Source organism: Corynebacterium accolens (assembly GCF_023520795.1).
GTDB classification, from domain to species: Bacteria; Actinomycetota; Actinomycetes; order Mycobacteriales; family Mycobacteriaceae; genus Corynebacterium; species Corynebacterium accolens.
Genome location: NZ_CP046605.1, coordinates 1512667 through 1529190, shown reverse-complemented (window position 1 = coordinate 1529190; position 16524 = coordinate 1512667). Strand labels below are relative to the sequence as shown.

Annotated in this window: 16 protein-coding genes; 12 read left to right on the top strand and 4 right to left on the bottom strand. The window is 59.2% G+C overall.

Going from position 1 to position 16524, the window contains the following annotated elements:
• Window positions 1-2: 2 nt before the first annotated feature.
• From CACC_RS07320 to CACC_RS07305, 4 genes are all read left to right on the top strand, one after another.
• A complete protein-coding gene (locus CACC_RS07320; protein ID WP_023022816.1) occupies window positions 3-2147 on the top strand; it encodes a ribonuclease J in 2145 nt (714 codons plus the stop codon).
• A 65-nt stretch (window positions 2148-2212) separates the two neighbouring features.
• Window positions 2213-2851 (top strand): TIGR03085 family metal-binding protein, encoded by a 639-nt coding sequence (locus tag CACC_RS07315; RefSeq protein WP_005278818.1) that lies wholly within the window; start codon window positions 2213-2215, stop codon window positions 2849-2851.
• 272 nt (window positions 2852-3123) lie between these two features.
• Window positions 3124-6339, top strand: coding sequence for an FtsK/SpoIIIE family DNA translocase (locus CACC_RS07310; protein WP_005278823.1), 3216 nt, complete (start codon window positions 3124-3126; stop codon window positions 6337-6339).
• A 169-nt stretch (window positions 6340-6508) separates the two neighbouring features.
• Window positions 6509-7630 carry a TerC family protein gene (locus CACC_RS07305; protein ID WP_005278827.1) on the top strand — a complete coding sequence of 374 codons (1122 nt, stop codon included), beginning with the start codon at window positions 6509-6511 and terminating at the stop codon, window positions 7628-7630.
• Between the two features lie 10 nt (window positions 7631-7640).
• Here CACC_RS07305 and CACC_RS07300 read toward each other — a convergent pair whose 3' ends face one another.
• Complete coding sequence (locus tag CACC_RS07300) at window positions 7641-7931, bottom strand: YciI family protein (RefSeq protein WP_005278830.1); 291 nt, start codon at window positions 7929-7931, stop codon at window positions 7641-7643.
• A gap of 59 nt (window positions 7932-7990) precedes the next feature.
• On the opposite strand from CACC_RS07300, the gene pgsA reads away from it, so the two are divergent.
• The 4 genes from pgsA to CACC_RS07280 all read left to right on the top strand — a co-directional run bounded on the left by pgsA (window position 7991) and on the right by CACC_RS07280 (window position 10473).
• Window positions 7991-8575 (top strand): CDP-diacylglycerol--glycerol-3-phosphate 3-phosphatidyltransferase, encoded by a 585-nt coding sequence (pgsA, locus tag CACC_RS07295; RefSeq protein WP_005278833.1) that lies wholly within the window; start codon window positions 7991-7993, stop codon window positions 8573-8575.
• A 5-nt stretch (window positions 8576-8580) separates the two neighbouring features.
• Window positions 8581-9096 (top strand): nicotinamide-nucleotide amidohydrolase family protein, encoded by a 516-nt coding sequence (locus CACC_RS07290; protein ID WP_005278836.1) that lies wholly within the window; start codon window positions 8581-8583, stop codon window positions 9094-9096.
• Window positions 9097-9104: 8 nt separating this feature from the next.
• Window positions 9105-9482 (top strand): helix-turn-helix domain-containing protein, encoded by a 378-nt coding sequence (locus CACC_RS07285; RefSeq protein WP_005278839.1) that lies wholly within the window; start codon window positions 9105-9107, stop codon window positions 9480-9482.
• A gap of 133 nt (window positions 9483-9615) precedes the next feature.
• The gene (locus tag CACC_RS07280; protein WP_005278842.1) at window positions 9616-10473 is read left to right on the top strand and encodes a PspA/IM30 family protein; all 858 of its coding nucleotides are present in this window, start codon (window positions 9616-9618) and stop codon (window positions 10471-10473) included.
• Window positions 10474-10598: 125 nt separating this feature from the next.
• On the opposite strand, the gene CACC_RS07275 is transcribed toward CACC_RS07280, so the two are convergent.
• The 3 genes from CACC_RS07275 to CACC_RS07265 are packed head-to-tail and all read right to left on the bottom strand — an operon-like array spanning window position 10599 to window position 12491.
• On the bottom strand, window positions 10599-11222 hold the full coding sequence (locus CACC_RS07275; protein WP_035108449.1) for an energy-coupling factor transporter transmembrane component T family protein: 624 nt from the start codon (window positions 11220-11222) through the stop codon (window positions 10599-10601).
• A 13-nt stretch (window positions 11223-11235) separates the two neighbouring features.
• Complete coding sequence (locus CACC_RS07270; RefSeq protein WP_005278847.1) at window positions 11236-11928, bottom strand: energy-coupling factor ABC transporter ATP-binding protein; 693 nt, start codon at window positions 11926-11928, stop codon at window positions 11236-11238.
• On the bottom strand, window positions 11928-12491 hold the full coding sequence (locus tag CACC_RS07265) for a biotin transporter BioY (protein WP_005278849.1): 564 nt from the start codon (window positions 12489-12491) through the stop codon (window positions 11928-11930). The genes CACC_RS07270 and CACC_RS07265 overlap by 1 nt, the downstream gene beginning before the upstream one ends.
• A 131-nt stretch (window positions 12492-12622) precedes the next feature.
• On the opposite strand from CACC_RS07265, the gene CACC_RS07260 reads away from it, so the two are divergent.
• The 4 genes from CACC_RS07260 to miaB all read left to right on the top strand — a co-directional run bounded on the left by CACC_RS07260 (window position 12623) and on the right by miaB (window position 16504).
• Window positions 12623-12838, top strand: a complete 216-nt coding sequence (locus CACC_RS07260; protein WP_081445474.1) for a DUF3046 domain-containing protein — start codon at window positions 12623-12625, stop codon at window positions 12836-12838.
• A gap of 180 nt (window positions 12839-13018) precedes the next feature.
• A complete protein-coding gene (gene recA, locus CACC_RS07255; protein ID WP_005278853.1) occupies window positions 13019-14155 on the top strand; it encodes a recombinase RecA in 1137 nt (378 codons plus the stop codon).
• A gap of 39 nt (window positions 14156-14194) precedes the next feature.
• Complete coding sequence (recX, locus tag CACC_RS07250) at window positions 14195-14794, top strand: recombination regulator RecX (protein WP_005278856.1); 600 nt, start codon at window positions 14195-14197, stop codon at window positions 14792-14794.
• 183 nt (window positions 14795-14977) lie between these two features.
• A complete protein-coding gene (gene miaB, locus CACC_RS07245; protein ID WP_081445475.1) occupies window positions 14978-16504 on the top strand; it encodes a tRNA (N6-isopentenyl adenosine(37)-C2)-methylthiotransferase MiaB in 1527 nt (508 codons plus the stop codon).
• The last annotated feature ends 20 nt before the right edge of the window (window positions 16505-16524 follow it).

Sequence of the window (16524 nt, the reverse complement as noted above, 5' to 3'; positions counted from 1 at the left end):
GAATGACTGAACCCCGTAACCGTTCCCGTAAGGTCACCCGCAAGGCGGGTCCACCTTCGGAAACTGAGACCGCCTCCAATGAGGCGGCTTCGCCCGTATTTCAGGCCCCTGCCAATAACGCCGGCACTGCCGGAAATGAGGAACAGGGCAACTCTGGCAAGAATAACTCTGCCGATAACAAGAACGACGGCGATAACAACGGCCGCCGCTCGCGTTCCCGTGGCGGCCGCGGCCGTGGTCGTGGCGGAAACGGCAATAATGGCAATGGCCAAGGTGGCAATAACCACGGCGGCAATAACAAGAACAACAACGGTGGCAACGGAAAGAACGGCAATGGCAAGGGCCGTGGCCGCAATAACAATAACCGCGGCCGCCGCAACGTGCCGAAGTCCATGCAGGGTGCTGATTTGACCAAGCGCCTGCCGGAACCGCCAAAGCAGGCGAAGGATACCCTGCGCATCTACGCCTTGGGCGGTATCTCCGAAATCGGCCGCAACATGACCGTCTTTGAGTACGGCGATGAGCTGCTCATCATTGACTGCGGCGTGCTCTTCCCATCGTCTGGCGAGCCTGGCGTGGACCTCATCCTGCCGGACTTCGGGCCGATTGAAAAAAAGATCGACAAGGTCAAGGCCCTCGTGGTCACCCACGCCCACGAAGACCACATCGGTGCCATCCCGTGGCTGCTGAAGCTGCGCCCGGATATCCCCATCGTGGCCTCCCGTTTCACCATCGCGCTCATTGCGGCCAAGTGTAAGGAACACCGCCAGAAGCCGAAGTTCGTTGAGGTCAACGAAAAGTCTGACGTGACCTACGGCTGCTTCCGCGTTCGCTTCTGGGCGGTTAACCACTCCGTGCCGGATGCGCTCGGCATCATGCTAGGCACCCCGGCCGGGAATATCATCCACACCGGTGATATCAAGCTGGACCAAACCCCGTTGGATAACCGTCCGACCGACCTTCCGGCGCTGTCTCGTTACGGCGACGAGGGCGTTGACCTCATGCTGTGCGATTCCACCAACGCCACCGTGCCGGGCGTATCCGCCTCCGAGGGCGATATCCCAGCCAACTTCAAGCGCTTGGTGGCTAATGCGAAGCAGCGCGTCATCTTGGCCTCCTTCGCCTCGAACGTCTACCGCGTGCAGGCTGCCATCGATGCTGCCGTGGCCAATGGCCGCAAGGTGGCCTTCAATGGCCGTTCGATGATGCGCAATATGGAGATCGCGGAAAAGATGGGCTTTTTGAAGGTCCCGCGCGGCACCATCATCCCCATCGATGAGGCCGCGAAGATGGCCCCGCACAAGACGATGCTCATCACCACCGGTACGCAGGGTGAGCCGATGGCCGCGCTGTCCCGCATGGCCCGCCGCGAGCACCGCCAGATCACGGTGCGCGATGGCGATACCATCATCTTCTCTTCCTCGCTCATCCCGGGCAACGAAGAGGCCGTCTTCGGCGTTATCAATATGCTGTCCCAGATTGGTGCCAACGTCATCACCAACCAGGACGTCAAGGTCCACGCATCTGGCCACGGCTACTCCGGCGAGCTGCTCTTCCTGTACAATGCGGCGCGCCCGCGCAATGCCATGCCCGTCCACGGTGAGTGGCGCCACCTGCGCGCCAATAAGGAATTGGCGATTTCCACCGGCGTGGCCCGCGACCGGACGGTCTTGGCACAAAACGGCGTCGTGGTGGATCTGCGCAAGGGCCGCGCGGAGGTCGTCGGCCAGCTGCAGGTTGGCCACCTCTACGTCGATGGCGTGTCCATGGGCGATGTCGATGCCGATACCTTGGCAGACCGCACCAACTTGGGCGCCGGCGGCGTGGTATCCATTACCTGCGTGATTGATAACCGCACCTCCCGCCTGCTCGAGCACCCAACCGTGGCAACCACCGGTTTCTCCGATGATGACCGCGGTGTTGTGCCCGAGGTTGCAGAGATGGTGGAAAACACCATGAATGATCTCGCCGCAGAGGGCGAGAATGACACCTACCGGATGGTGCAAAAGCTGCGCCGCAAGGTCTCCAAGCTCATGGATTCCAAGTACAAGCGCGAGCCGGTTATTTTGCCCACCATCGTGCCGACGAATTCAGGCACGCTGCTTGCTGATGACGCCGATGTCGACGCCAGCCGCGAGTCCCTGTAGGTTCTGCTACAAAAGGATTTAATTCCGGCATAGTTTCTGTGCCCCAGCATTTCGATGACCTCGGTATGCTGGGGCACATGTCGTTTTCATCTTCCGAACGCGCCAAGATGGTCGCGCTTTTTCATCAGCTAGGTCCAGACGCCCCCACGCTGTGTGAGGGCTGGACCACGCGCGACTTAGTTGCCCACCTGTGGGTGCGCGAAAACCGTCCCGATGCCGCAGCGGGCATGTTCCTTTCGGTCCTGCAGCCCCACCTAGAAAAGGAATCCGCTAAGGTCGCCCGCCGCGATTTCGATGAGCTTGTCGATGCCTGGGGGAGGGGACCGGCAAAGTTCAACCCCGCACGTTTTCTCGATGCCCAGCAAAATTTGGGCGAACATTTCATCCACCACGAGGATATTCGCCGCGCTAATGGCCAGACCGAACCCCGCGATTTTTCTGTGGCCGTGCAGAAGAAGCTGCACCGTTTTTTGAAGATCTGGGCCAAATTGAGCCTGCGTAAATCCACCCAGCCGGTGATCCTGCAGCCGGACGGGATGCAGCGCATCGTCGTGGCAGATAAGCACGGGGTAGCCGATCGCGGCGATCGCGTGGTCCGCGTAAGCGGGGAGGTTGGCGAACTCCTCCTGTGGGCATACGGGCGCGATGTCGTACAAGTCACCATCAATGGCGACGAGTCAGCCATCAAGATGTCAACCCTGTAGGCTAGAAAAAGCCGCTTTTGTGGCCCGTGCTGCACCTTTTTAGCCCGAACTCGGGACATTTCTCGGTTAACTAGCCCTGCCACGCGTGTGGCGTATGTGATTTGTGGGGTTTTCCGGTTAAGGTAAATGACATGTCTGTCAAAAATGCCTCCTCTCGCGGATCGCGCCGGAACCAGACGCGAGCATCGAAAAGCGCGCCTGGCCGGAAAGCGAACCGGTCGCGGCCGTCTGGCCGCAGCCAGTCCAGCGCCGGTGTGCCAGAGACGCTGGAGATGACCTCGTCTGGGCGCGCGGCAGGAACGACGCAAGAGCGTACGGGGAGCGCATTTAGGGCCGTCGGCAAGGGGCTTGGCTCTGCATTTGGTGCCACCGCGCGCGGAATGGGCAATGTTGCCCGCGGCCTAGGCAATGGCCTTGCGGGCCTGAAGCCGAGCCAGGATGTAACTGCTGACGGCACGGAGGATTTCGAGAGAACAAGGGAGCCACAGGAAATTTCTGATAGCGCCGGGAAAAAGAAGAAAAGTAAGGTAACTCGCGCGCGCGATATCGCAGCCGAAGAGGAGGCACAGGCTTCCGATGAGGCGGCGGCTTCCCCGCAGGGCGGGTTGCGCGTCAATAACCCGGATGCGGTTGCCTTAGTGCTCATTGGCGTAGCCATCGTCCTCGCCGCCACCGTATGGTTTGGCGTCGCCGGCCAGGTGGGCGCCTGGGTGGGCAACCTGGTGCGCTACGTCATCGGCGCCGGCGCGTGGGTGCTTCCCATTGCGCTCGTCGCGCTGGCCATTTCGCTCATGATGGAAATGGATGGTCCATCCGGGCGCATTAATCCGCGCATTGCGGGCGGCACGTCGATCATCGTGCTGGCGATGCTGAGCCTCATCCACATCTTTGCCGGTAATCCGCCGCTCGGATTTACCACCGATACCGCGGGCGGGGCCGGCGGTGTTGTCGGCTTTGCAATCGGCGGGATTCTGGATGCCGCGTTTACCTCGTATGTCGCAGTACCCCTGCTCTTCCTCGTCATCATTTACGGCGCGCTGCTGGTTACGGGAATCACCATCCGCGAGGCCTACGAGCTCGTGGCGGATTCGCTGCGCTCGGCCTTGTCCCGCTTTGGCGGCAGCGATGAGGACTACGACGAGGCCGACGATGACGATCTCTACGGCCACGTGTCTGGCGATATCGACGATATTGCACATGGCCGCGAGCGCTCCGAGCGTCCTGCGCCGAAGCGTCGCGGCACGTCCGCCCTGCGCAAGACCGGCAGCTCCTATCCGGTGCAGTCGCTTGACGATGCCCCCGCAGACGACCACACCGTCGCCTTCAACACCCCAGTCCGTGCGGGTTATGAGCCCGTAGACCGCAGCGACGAAGAACTGGGCTATGGTGCAGATTCCCGCATGGGGGATACCGATGCCTTCCCGGCAGTAGACGATGCTGACTACGCTGACGACGCGGAATCCGCCCAACCTGCGCTGCCAGAAAGCGAGCCCACCCGCGTCTTGGGTTCTGCCACTGGCGGGTCTTCTACCGGCCGCAAGTCGCGGGCTGGCCGAGCGGCTGGTGCTGGGGCCGCTGGAGTCGCTGGGCCTGCTGGCGCCGGTGCTGCCGCTGCTTCTGGTGTGGCTGGTGCCGCAGGTGCAGCCGGCAAGGCCAAAGGCGCTGCTGCCGGTGCCGCTGCCGCTGGTGCTGCCAAGGCCGGTTCCGATGCTGTGTCTTCGGCGCACGAGGAGGCTCGGCGCCTGTTCCGTGAGCGCTCTGGTCGCGATGCGGCCACCGGCGCACAGGTGGAATCCACCGCGGCGGCGGAACAGCCTGCCACACAGCCCCAAGCGCCCGCGCCTGCTCAATTTGGCAACGACAACTATGCGGTGCCCTCTACCGATCTGCTGACCCCAGGCACGCCTGCGAAGGAACGCACCGAGATCAATGACCGCATCATCGAGGCCATTACCGATGTCTTCGAAGAGTTCAACGTCAATGCTCAGGTAACTGGCTTTAGCCGTGGCCCCACCGTGACCCGCTATGAGATTGAGCTTGGACCAGGCGTGAAGGTCTCAAAGATTACGAACCTGCAATCCAACCTGGCCTATGCCGTGGCGACCGATAACCTGCGCTTGCTCACGCCGATTCCGGGCAAGTCCGCGGTGGGCATTGAGGTTCCTAACCCGGACCGCGAGATGGTTCACTTGCGCGAGGTCTTGGATGCACCCAGCATGACGTCGTCCCCGGATCCAATGTTGATTGGCCTGGGCAAGGACATCGAGGGCGAATACACGTCCTTTTCCGTGCAGAAGATGCCGCACTTGCTGGTTGCCGGCGCCACCGGTTCCGGTAAGTCTGCATTCGTGAACTCCATGCTGGTCTCGCTGCTTACCCGCGCCACCCCGGAGCAGGTACGCCTGATCCTCGTCGATCCAAAGATGGTGGAGCTCACGCCGTATGAGGGCATTCCGCACCTGATTACGCCCATCATTACCCAGCCGAAGAAGGCTGCCGCGGCCCTCCAGTGGCTGGTGGAAGAGATGGAGCAGCGGTACATGGATATGAAGGCCGCGCGCGTGCGCAAGATCGAGGACTATAACCGCAAGGTTGTCTCCGGCGAATACCAGGCCCCGGCAGGTTCCGAGCGCGAGGTTCGGCCGTACCCTTATATCGTCTGCGTCGTCGACGAGCTGGCGGACTTGATGATGACCGCCCCGAAGGAAATCGAGGACTCCATCGTCCGCATCACCCAGAAGGCCCGCGCCGCCGGCATTCACTTGGTGCTTGCTACTCAGCGCCCGTCCGTCGATGTGGTCACCGGCCTTATCAAGACCAACGTGCCTTCCCGCTTGGCCTTTGCCACCTCGTCCTTGACCGACTCCCGCGTCATCTTGGACCAAGGCGGCGCGGAAAAGCTCATCGGCATGGGCGATGGTCTATTTATCCCACAGGGCAAGCGCCCAGTGCGCATGCAGGGTGCATTCGTCTCCGATGACGAGGTTATGGATGTCGTCGAGGCCGCTAAATCTCAGGCCGCCCCGAACTACACCGAGGGCGTGACCGAGGAAAAGCAGTCTGAGGCGAAGAAGGAGATCGACGATGACATTGGCAAGGACATGGATGACCTCCTCGAGGCCGTCGAGCTGGTGGTCACCGCCCAGCTGGGTTCCACCTCGATGCTGCAGCGCAAGCTGCGCATTGGCTTTGCCAAGGCGGGCCGCCTGATGGACCTGATGGAATCGCGCGGCGTTGTCGGGCCATCGGAAGGCTCCAAGGCGCGCGAGGTGCTGGTCAAGCCCGAAGAACTCGACACCATCCTGTGGATGATTAAGGGCGCCGACCCTGCCGATGCCCCCAAGGAAATCCAGGACGAGTTGAACCAGGAAGAAGACGATGATGCCGGTGATTCCGCAGATTCCGCTCTTTCCGACGCCCCCGACTCGCCCGATTCCGATACGCGGACGGTGCAAGCGACCTATAACCCATCGTCCGGGGCCTTCTAAGTAGTGTAAGATGGTCACGGTCTTGGAGGGGAGTACCCCACATTCGGCATAGATCGTCAACACGGTAGCTGTGCGCTCCCGGTCGTGTCGGCCCAGCGAGGAATATCCGCTGGGCGGGGGAGACCTCCGGTCACTTTCTTAAAGTAAATTCGACCGGAGGGATCTCGCGATGAACGTCCCATTGTGGGTGTGGCTGGTCACCGGTGCGGTGATTTTAGCCTTTTTTATATTCGACTTTTATTCTCACGTGCGCAGTCCACATGAGCCTACCCTGAAAGAGTCGGGCCTGTGGACCCTTTTCTATATTTGCGTCGCCGTAGTTTTTGGCGGCGTCGTGTGGGCCGTGTGGGGCCACGAGCACGGCATCCAGTTCTTTACCGGTTATGTCACAGAGCAGGCGCTTTCCGTGGATAACCTCTTCGTATTTGCGCTTATCATGGGATCCTTTAAAATCCCGCGCAAGTACCAGCAAAAGGTGCTGCTCATCGGCATCATCATCGCCCTCGTCTTCCGCCTCGTATTCATCCTGTTGGGCGCGGCGGTTATCGCGGCGTGGTCCGATATCTTCTACCTCTTCGCCATCTTCCTGCTCTACACCGCCATCAAGTTGGTCATTGATGAGATTCGGGACGCGCCGGAGACCAACCCGAACGATATGGCCATCATCAAGCTCGTGCGCAAGGCGGTAGATGTTACCCCGCAGTACCACGGGGATAAGCTCACCCACCGCGTGGACGATGGCTCTAAGAAGGGCAAGTTCGCCTTCACGCCGCTATTCGTCGCGCTGGTATCCATTGGGCTTATCGATGTCATGTTTGCCTTCGACTCCATCCCGGCAATCTACGGCATTACCTCAGAGGCGTTTTTGGTCTTTACCACCAACGCATTCGCGCTGATGGGCCTGCGCCAAATGTACTTTCTTATCGATGGCCTCTTGGACCGCCTCGTCTACCTGCCTTATGGCCTGGGCATCATCTTGGGCTTCATCGGCGTCAAGCTGCTTTTCCACGCGTTGCACGAGAATAACCTGCCGTTTATCAATGGCGGCGACAACATTGAATCCGTGCCAGAAATCTCCACGATCGGCTCGCTGGTGGTCATCGTTGGAGTCTTGGTCATCACGGTTCTTGTATCGGTTATCAAGAACATGCGCGATAAAACCCAAGGCGTAGTGGCTGTATCCCACAACCACTACGACTGGGACGAGGAAGGAAATAAGATCGTGCGCAATACGCGCGGCGATTACCTGGGCAGGGCCGAGGATCTGTCCAAGGAAGACCTACCCAACTAGGGGAGAGAGCCTAGAAGCGGGCTTTAACCGGATTCCACTCGCGGAAGCTGCGGCCCTGGAGGCAGCCTTCTTGATAGAAGGGATCATCGTTCATCAGCTGGATGACATCGGCTACCTCGGTGTCATCATCGTCAAAGCGCACAATGATGAGCGCGCCGCCTTGGGAATCCGTGAACGGTCCCGAAGCCACGATGGTGCCCTCATCAAATAGTTTCCCGGTGAACTCGCGGTGGGCCGGGCGGACCTTCGCTATCTCTGGGTTGGCCGGGTTGTATTCATAATTGACTGCAAAATATTTCATACCGGACAGTATAAATTCTCGGGGGAGTGTGCCGCGAGACCATAACCCAAGCGGGTAGTATGTATAGGGTGAATCAACCCGGAGCACAGTCAGCGCAGTCCTCGGAAGTGAATCCGCAGGTCTCTAATTGGAATCTGCCAAATTTCCTCACCTGCTTGCGTATCGTTTTCATTCCGGTCTTTGCATGGCTGGTCATCGGCGGCCATCAGTGGTGGTCTTTTGGCGTCTTCGCCGCCTTAATGCTCACGGATAAGCTCGATGGCGATATTGCCCGCGCCCGCGGGTTGATTACCGATTTTGGCAAGATTGCCGACCCCATTGCTGATAAAGCGCTCATGACCACAGCGCTTGTCTGCCTCAATATCGTCGATCAGCTTTCGGTCTGGGTCACCGTCATTATTCTGATCCGGGAATTCGGCATCACCATCTGGCGCATGGCCTTGCTGCGCCGCGGAAAAGTTGTCCCAGCCTCTAAAGGCGGCAAGCTAAAGACCGTCCTGCAGTCCTTCGCCGTGGGCTTATACTTGTGGCCGCTTCCCTCGTGGATGGATATTCCTACCTCCTTCATCATGTGGATGGCCGTCGTGGTTACGGTCGTTACCGGCGTGCAGTATCTCATCGATGGACAAAAGCAAAATAGCTAAACGCAATGACCTTCACAGAATCTGAACTCGTTGCCCTATTGACAGAGCGCCACGAGACCGTGGCCTTGTGCGAATCGCTGACTGCCGGCTTAGCCAGCGCTACTATCGCTTCGGTGCCAGGCGCGTCTGCCGTCTTGCGCGGTGGCCTTATCACCTATGCCACCGAGGTGAAATCTCACTTTCTGGACAAACCAGTCTCAGAGATCGAGCGCGTAGGCGTCGTCTCTGGCGAAACTGCAGTTGATATGGCTCGCGCCGCTGCTGCGGAAACCGGGGCGGATTGGGGTTTAGGGCTTACCGGCGTCGCTGGGCCCGATAAACAAGAAGGAAAAGAACCCGGCACGGTATTTTTAGGAATCTATTCCGCCGGGCGCATAGCGCAGTCTTTTTGCTTGCGTGACTTGGGCACTGAACGAAACCAAATTAGAAAGGCCACGGTAGGAGTTGCGATCGCCCAACTTGGTGCGATCATCAAAAATTTTCCTACCAGTGGGGAACAAATTTCATCGAAGGAGCGTTAAAACTTACGATGAACATTTCTACAGCAGTCCTCGACCACTCGGCGCAGACTGCCGCGGAACCTGCGGCAGCGGCACCATCGGCGCCACAACCTGCCCGTGCCCCCGAGCCACTATTGCGTGAAGCATTGGGCTTGACTCTGCGCGCATTCCGCGCGGATAAGTCAGTTACCCTGCGTGAATTGGCTAGCGTCGCCCGCGTGTCACCGGGCTACTTGTCGGAGCTCGAGCGAGGCCGCAAGGAAGTTTCTTCTGAGCTATTGGCCTCCGTGTGCCATGCGCTCGACGCGTCTGTGTCTGACGTCTTGATCGAGGCTGCCGGTTATATGGCTCTGCCGTCGATGGATGAAGAGCTCGCGCATACCGCGCCGGCTGCTTCTGAGCTTTAACGCGTGCGGGATTCTGAAAAGAATAGCCGCGGTGGATACCTGCGATTAGTAGCGGCAGAGCCCTAGGCGTTGGGTTACTATGAACACGACAACGCGACGCATTACCACATTCCCTAGAAAGGTCTAGAGCATAATGGCGAATCCATTTGTTAAGGGTTGGAAGTACCTGATGGCACTGTTCGATAATAAAATCGAAGAGAATGCCGATCCGAAAATTCAGATTGAGCAGGCCATCGAAGATGCCCAACGTCAGCACCAAGAGCTTTCGCAGCAAGCTGCGGCGGTTATTGGCAATCAGCGCCAGCTGGAGATGCAACTTAACCGTCGCCTAGCCGAGGTCGAAAAGCTGCAGGGCAATACCCGCCAGGCGCTCGAGCTTGCGGATAAGGCACGCGCCAATGGTGATGAAAACAAGGCCGTGGAGTACGAGAACGCCGCCGAGGCCTTTGCCGCTCAGCTGGTGACCGCAGAGGAGTCCGTGGAGGACACGAAGAAGCTTCACGACCAGGCGTTGCAACAAGCTGAGCAAGCGAAGCGCGCTGTTGAGCGCAATAATGCCGCCCTGCGCCAGAAGGTTGATGAGCGTTCGAAGCTGCTATCGCAGCTGGAGCAGGCAAAGATGCAGGAAAAGGTTTCTGAGTCTTTGAACTCCATGAACGAGCTTTCGGCCGGCGGCAACACGCCTTCGCTCGATGCCGTGCGCGATAAGATTGAGCGCCGTTACTCCAAGGCTTTGGGCCAGGCGGAATTGGCGGAAAATTCCGTCGAAAATCGCATGGCCGAGGTGCAGCAGGCGGGCATTCAGATGGCCGGCCACTCCCGCTTGGAGCAGATCCGTAGCGAGATGAACTCCACGAAGTCCGTAGAAGCTAACCGCACTCAGGCCATCGAGGGCAATAAGGCCTCTGGTTCCGCTGCGGATCAGGCCGCACAGCCGACGTCAAATGATGACGCCGTCCAGGCTCGCCTGCGCGAGCTGCGCGGAGAGTAACTTCGTTATCCCGGGCTGGCCATAGCGCAAACTGCACACTAGCCTCCGATCTTTCCTTTCCCGCTTCGAGCGGTGGGAGAAGGCGGAGGCTTTTTGGTGCTAGTTGGGCATGTGCCTAAGTTTCCTTAGTCACCGACGCCGCGGGCCTGAAGGGCTTCGCCAATGGCGCGAGCGCGCCGAATGGAGCGGATGATGACGGGCGTGACAAAGGCTGAGGGGGAGAAGCCAGCGCCGCGTGCCTTGCGGGCATCGAGAACCTCGTAGACCGTTTCGAACATGAGGGGGATGAGGCGGATTGTCAGGGACATCGCCAAGCTGATGTTTTCTACTGGGACGCCGAAACGATTCAGCGGCTGGAGGGATTCTTCAAGCGACTCCATGATGGCGTCGACGGTCGACGTGAGCGTTAGCAAAAAGGCCAGAATCATGGCCGCCAAGATGTTCAGGAACATCACGGCGGCGTAGTCAAAATCCTTCGCCCACCACTGGAATCCAGCTAGGGGAATGAGGATTATTAGGGGCGGCCAGAGCTGGCTCCAGGCAATCCGTGGGGGGATGCGGGCGATGACATAGGTTAGCGCTGCAGCGATCACCGCGCCGCCGGCCCACGGCAAAGAGTTGAAAAAGATGCTGGTAACCAGGATAAATACCAGCAAAATGAGTATCTTCCAGCTGGGCTTCATCCGGTGGATTACCGTCGTGCCCGGAACATATACGGATAGCGGAATATTGGTTCTGCGTCGGGTCATTGGAGGTGGCTTTCTAGAGTGGCCGCTGCGCCATGAGATCTCTGTAAAAATCGATGACCTCCTGGGGAGCGCCATCGGCAGCAACCTTGTGGTCATCGATGCAGATGACACGGTCGAAATCCGTGAGGAATTCCAGATCGTGAGTAACGACGATGAGCTGCTGGTCAAGCTGCGCGAACTCGCGCTTGATGCGGTCGCGATTGCGGAGATCAAGCAGCGTCGTTGGTTCATCGGCGATGATGAGAACCGGGTCGATGACCAACACTGCGGCTAAGGCGAGCAATTGCTTTTGTCCACCAGAAAGCGTGTGCGGGGAGCGCTCGGCAAATTCTAAGAGCCCGAACCGTTCCAGGGTGGCATCGACTCGCGCAGTACGCTCGGCCTTAGGCAGCTTGAAGCGGCGCAGGGAAAAAGCGATGTCATCGCGCACATTGGGCATAACGATCTGATTTTCGGCATCGGAAAAGACGAACCCCACCTTTTCGCGCACCTTCTTGCCCTGCTCGCTGGGATTTATGCCGTCGACGGTGACGGTACCCGCGGTGGGCTCACCCAGGCCATTGATAAGCCGAGTCAGCGTGGACTTTCCGCCGCCATTTTGACCGATGACGCCGATCCGTTGCTCGCTTAAAGTGAGGTTGATGTCATCGAGGACCACCGTCTCATCGAAGGCTACCGTGACCGAGGAAAAGTCGATGGTGGGCACTAGGAGGCCTTCCTACCCATCAGGTCGGGGAATGCGGAGTGAACACCAACGGCGATGATAACGGCCACGATGAGCTTTGCGGTGTCAACGAGGACGAACGGGCCTTGCGCCGCGATGGCCGGTCCGACGTTTAGTCCGGAGCGAACCATCAAGCCGATCGCGCCACAGGTGTATTGCACGAGAAGGCCTACGATGGCTGCGATAGCGAAAACCACGGTCATGCCGCCCTTTCCGCGCGGGGCGCGATAAGCGATGGCGCCGGCTGCGATGGGGGAGAGTACGTAACCGATGATGTATCCCACGGTGGGGCCGGCAAGCGCGCGGAGCGTGGTGCCACCGCCTGCCAAAACGGGCAATGCCAAACCGATAAAGAGGAATAGCAAGCCAACGTAGCCGCCGCGTTTTCCGCCCAAGATGAGGCCGGACAAAATGAGCGCGGCGTTTTGCAAGACGATGGGCACGCCGGCGGTGCCTACGGGGATAGAAACGAAGGCTAAAACGATAACGAGGGCGGTAAATACCGCTACATAGGCAATGGTGGTTGCCACGGAGTTCTTCTGCATGGGAAAAGATTAGCACCTTGGAGAAAAACGCTGTAGACACACCAATTTGAACGTCGTTCAAGGAGGGACATTTGCGGCGTTCTGGTGAAGGTTTTGGAAAAATTTCCGTGGTGGTGGGTAGGATTGCGCGCATGCGATTGACGGAGTACCACCAACTGGTTGTGGATGAATTTGGCGAATCAAAAGGGGCGTGGATTAGCCATTCGCATGTTTTATCAGAGCTCAATGGAACGCCGGATGATCTTATCGAACGTGGCGTCGATCCCCGCCGTGTCTGGATAGGGCTGTGCGATGATTTCGATGTCCCCCATGAGCGACGTCTCGGCGTAGATTACCCAACTTTATAGGCCCAAGAGAGCCTGAAAAGGCGTGTCCGTTTTCGATATTCGAACAGATGTATGTACTCTAGTTGGGGTGTCGGTGTGGGCGACTACAGTGGGATCGCGTTGAGGGCGGAACCATTTAGGGTTCTGCAGCAGTCTAATTAAGTGTTCACGCAGCGTCGTACGAGATAAGGATTAATAACAATGGCAACGAAAAAGAAATCATCCTCCGCCGCAACCAAGGGAGATGACCGCCAGAAGGCGCTAGATGCCGCGATGGCCATGATCGAGAAGGATTATGGCAAGGGCGCCGTTATGCGCTTGGGTGATGATGACCGCCCGCCCATCAAGGCCATTTCTTCCGGCAACACGGCAATCGACGTGGCGCTGGGCATCGGTGGCTTCCCGCGCGGGCGAATTGTGGAAATCTATGGCCCAGAGTCTTCCGGTAAGACGACGGTGGCGTTGCATGCCATTGCCTCGGCACAAAAAGACGGCGGCATTGCAGCGTTTATCGATGCCGAGCACGCCCTCGACCCCCAATATGCACGCCTGCTAGGCGTCGACACCGATAACCTCCTCGTGTCCCAGCCCGATACCGGTGAGCAGGCCTTGGAAATCGCGGACATGCTGGTGCGCTCCGGCGCTATCGACATTATCGTTGTGGACTCCGTGGCGGCGCTGACCCCAAAGGCGGAAATCGAAGGCGAGATGGGCGATAGCCACGTCGGCCTGCAGGCCCGCCTGATGTCCCAGGCCTTGCGCAAGATGACCGGTGCGCTATATAACTCCGGCACCACCGCAATCTTCATCAACCAGCTGCGCGAAAAGATCGGTGTGATGTTCGGTTCCCCGGAGACCACCACCGGTGGTAAAGCGCTGAAGTTCTACTCCTCCGTGCGCTGCGATATCCGCCGTATCCAGACGCTGAAGGATGGCCAGGATGCCATTGGTAACCGCACGAAGCTCAAGGTGGTAAAGAATAAGGTTTCCCCGCCGTTCAAGATCGCCGAGTTCGACATCATGTACGGCGAGGGCATTTCTCGCGAGTCCTCCATCATTGATCTCGGCGTAGAAAACGGCTTTATCCGCAAGTCCGGCTCCTGGTTTACCTATGAGGGCGACCAGCTGGGTCAAGGTAAGGAGAAGGCTCGTTCCTTCTTGAAGGATAACTCTGACCTTGCCAATGAGATCGAAAAGAAGATCTTCCAAAAGCTCGGCATTGGGGAAGAGGCGGCAAATGCTGAAGAAGCTACCGCCATGGATGTCCCCGGTTCCGATGACCCATTGACGGATGAATCCGTAGATTTGGTCCCGAACGTCGACTTCGATGACGACTAATCCTGTCCACCAACACTCCCACCGCTTAACACCCGCGCTATGAATCAACCCGCCCCTGAAAAGCTAGAGCAACTCCGCCAGGCCCTTGAAGCCTATGAAAAAGGAGAAGCCGGGGGCGGGCTTTTTGATCGAGAGGCCGAAGAGGCTAAATTAAAGGTTCGGTCCCGCGCATTGGGGCTGCTTGACCAGCGTTCGCGGTCCCGCCAGGAATTGTATGACCGCTTAGTACAAGCCGAATTCGACCCTGAGGTGGTTGATGAGGTCCTCGATGACTTGGCCCATGCGGGCCTCATTGACGACGCCGCCTTCGCCGCCGAATGGGTGCGGCAGCGGCATAAGCGGCGAGGAAAATCGCGCAGCGTCCTCGACCGCGAGCTCCGGGAAAAGGGAGTAAGCCAAGAAGACAGAGACGAAGCCCTCTCCCAAATTGACGCCGCCGATGAAGAGGCGATGGCCCGAGCCTTGGCGGAAAAGAAGGCGCGCGGCGTGAAATCCGTTCCTGTGGATAGGAAGGAACGGGAAAAGGCCTTGCGCAGGATCGTGGGCGTATTGGCGCGCCGCGGGTTCAACGAGGGTATGTCTTTGAACATTGCCATTAGCGCCCTTGAGGAGCGTTGCGAGGAGCTGTCTTCTCCTTAAATCCGGGGGATGGGGCTTAGTGCCTTATTGGCTCCAACCTTGTGACTCGCACACGCGCCCCACCCACCGCGGGCCCGCGCCCCGACGCGCCTCACGACGCGCCCATTCTGGCCCACTTGCCGTCACGGGCGCCGAGCAGCGACGGTTATGAGTTGTTCTGGGTGATGGCTAAACTATGCCGACGTGGAGCAGACAATTCCTGAAACCCGTACCTATGAAGTCCGAACCTTCGGCTGCCAGATGAATGTGCACGATTCCGAGCGCATTTCCGGCCTGCTGGAGGAAGCTGGCTACGCGGCCGCAGACGAAGCCACGGAGCCGGATCTCATCGTCTTTAACACGTGCGCAGTCCGCGAAAACGCCGACAAGCGCCTCTACGGCACGCTGGGCGCATTGAAGAAGACGAAGGAGAACCATCCCGGCATGCAAATCGCTGTGGGCGGTTGCCTTGCACAAAAGGATAAGGACACCGTCCTCGACAATGCGCCGTGGGTTGATGCCGTCTTCGGAACCCACAATATGGCAGCGTTGCCCACCCTCCTCGAGCGCGCCCGCCATAACGAGGAAGCTCAGGTCGAAATCGTCGATTCGCTAGAGGCATTCCCCTCGGTATTGCCCGCTAAGCGCGAATCCGCCTACGCGGGCTGGGTATCGGTGTCCGTGGGCTGCAATAACACCTGCACCTTCTGCATCGTTCCCTCCCTGCGCGGTAAGGAAGAGGACCGCCGGCCGGGCGATATTCTGGCCGAGGTACAGGCGCTGGTGGATCAGGGAGTTTCTGAGGTCACCCTCTTGGGCCAAAACGTCAACGCCTATGGCGTGAATTTCGCCGATCCAGAAATGCCGCGCGATCGCTTTGCTTTCTCGAAGCTGCTGCGCGAAGTGGGCAAGATCGACGGCCTCGAGCGCCTGCGGTTTACCTCCCCGCACCCGGCGGAATTTACCTCGGATGTCATCGACGCCATGGCGGAAACCCCGGCGGTGTGCCCGCAGTTGCACATGCCGCTGCAGTCCGGCTCGGATAAGGTCTTGAAGGACATGCGCCGTTCCTACCGCACGAAGAAGTTCCTGCGCATCCTCGATGAGGTCCGGGAGAAGATTCCGAACGCGGCGATTACCACCGATATCATCGTTGGTTTCCCAGGCGAGACCGAAGAGGACTTCCAGGCCACCATGGACTTGGTCCGGCGCGCCCGCTTCGCCTCGGCGTTTACCTTCCAGTATTCCCCGCGCCCTGGCACCCCTGCGGCGGAGATGGAAAACCAGGTGCCTAAGGAAGTCGTCCAGGACCGCTTCGAGCGGCTCGTTGCGCTGCAAGATAGCATCCAGGCAGAAGAGAACCAGAAGCTCGTGGGCACTGAGGTGGAGCTCTTGGTCCAGGCTGAGGGCGGACGCAAGAACGATGAGACCCACCGCATGTCAGGTCGAGCTCGGGATGGGCGCCTCGTGCACTTTAGCCCCATTGATGCCAACGGCGCGGATATCTCGGCCGAGATTCGCCCCGGCGACGTCGTGCGCACCAAGGTCACGGGTGCAGGCTCGTTCTTCTTGCTTGCCGATGCCGCAGTAGCCACCCACACCCGCACCAAGGCCGGCGACATGTCGGCTTCGGGCCAAACCCCCACTACCGCTCCGATTGGGGTGGGCTTGGGGCTGCCGGGCATCGGCAAGCCTGCTGGCGCTGCCGCAGCGGATTCTTGCGGCTGCTAACCGGGGAGTAGGCTAGGGTG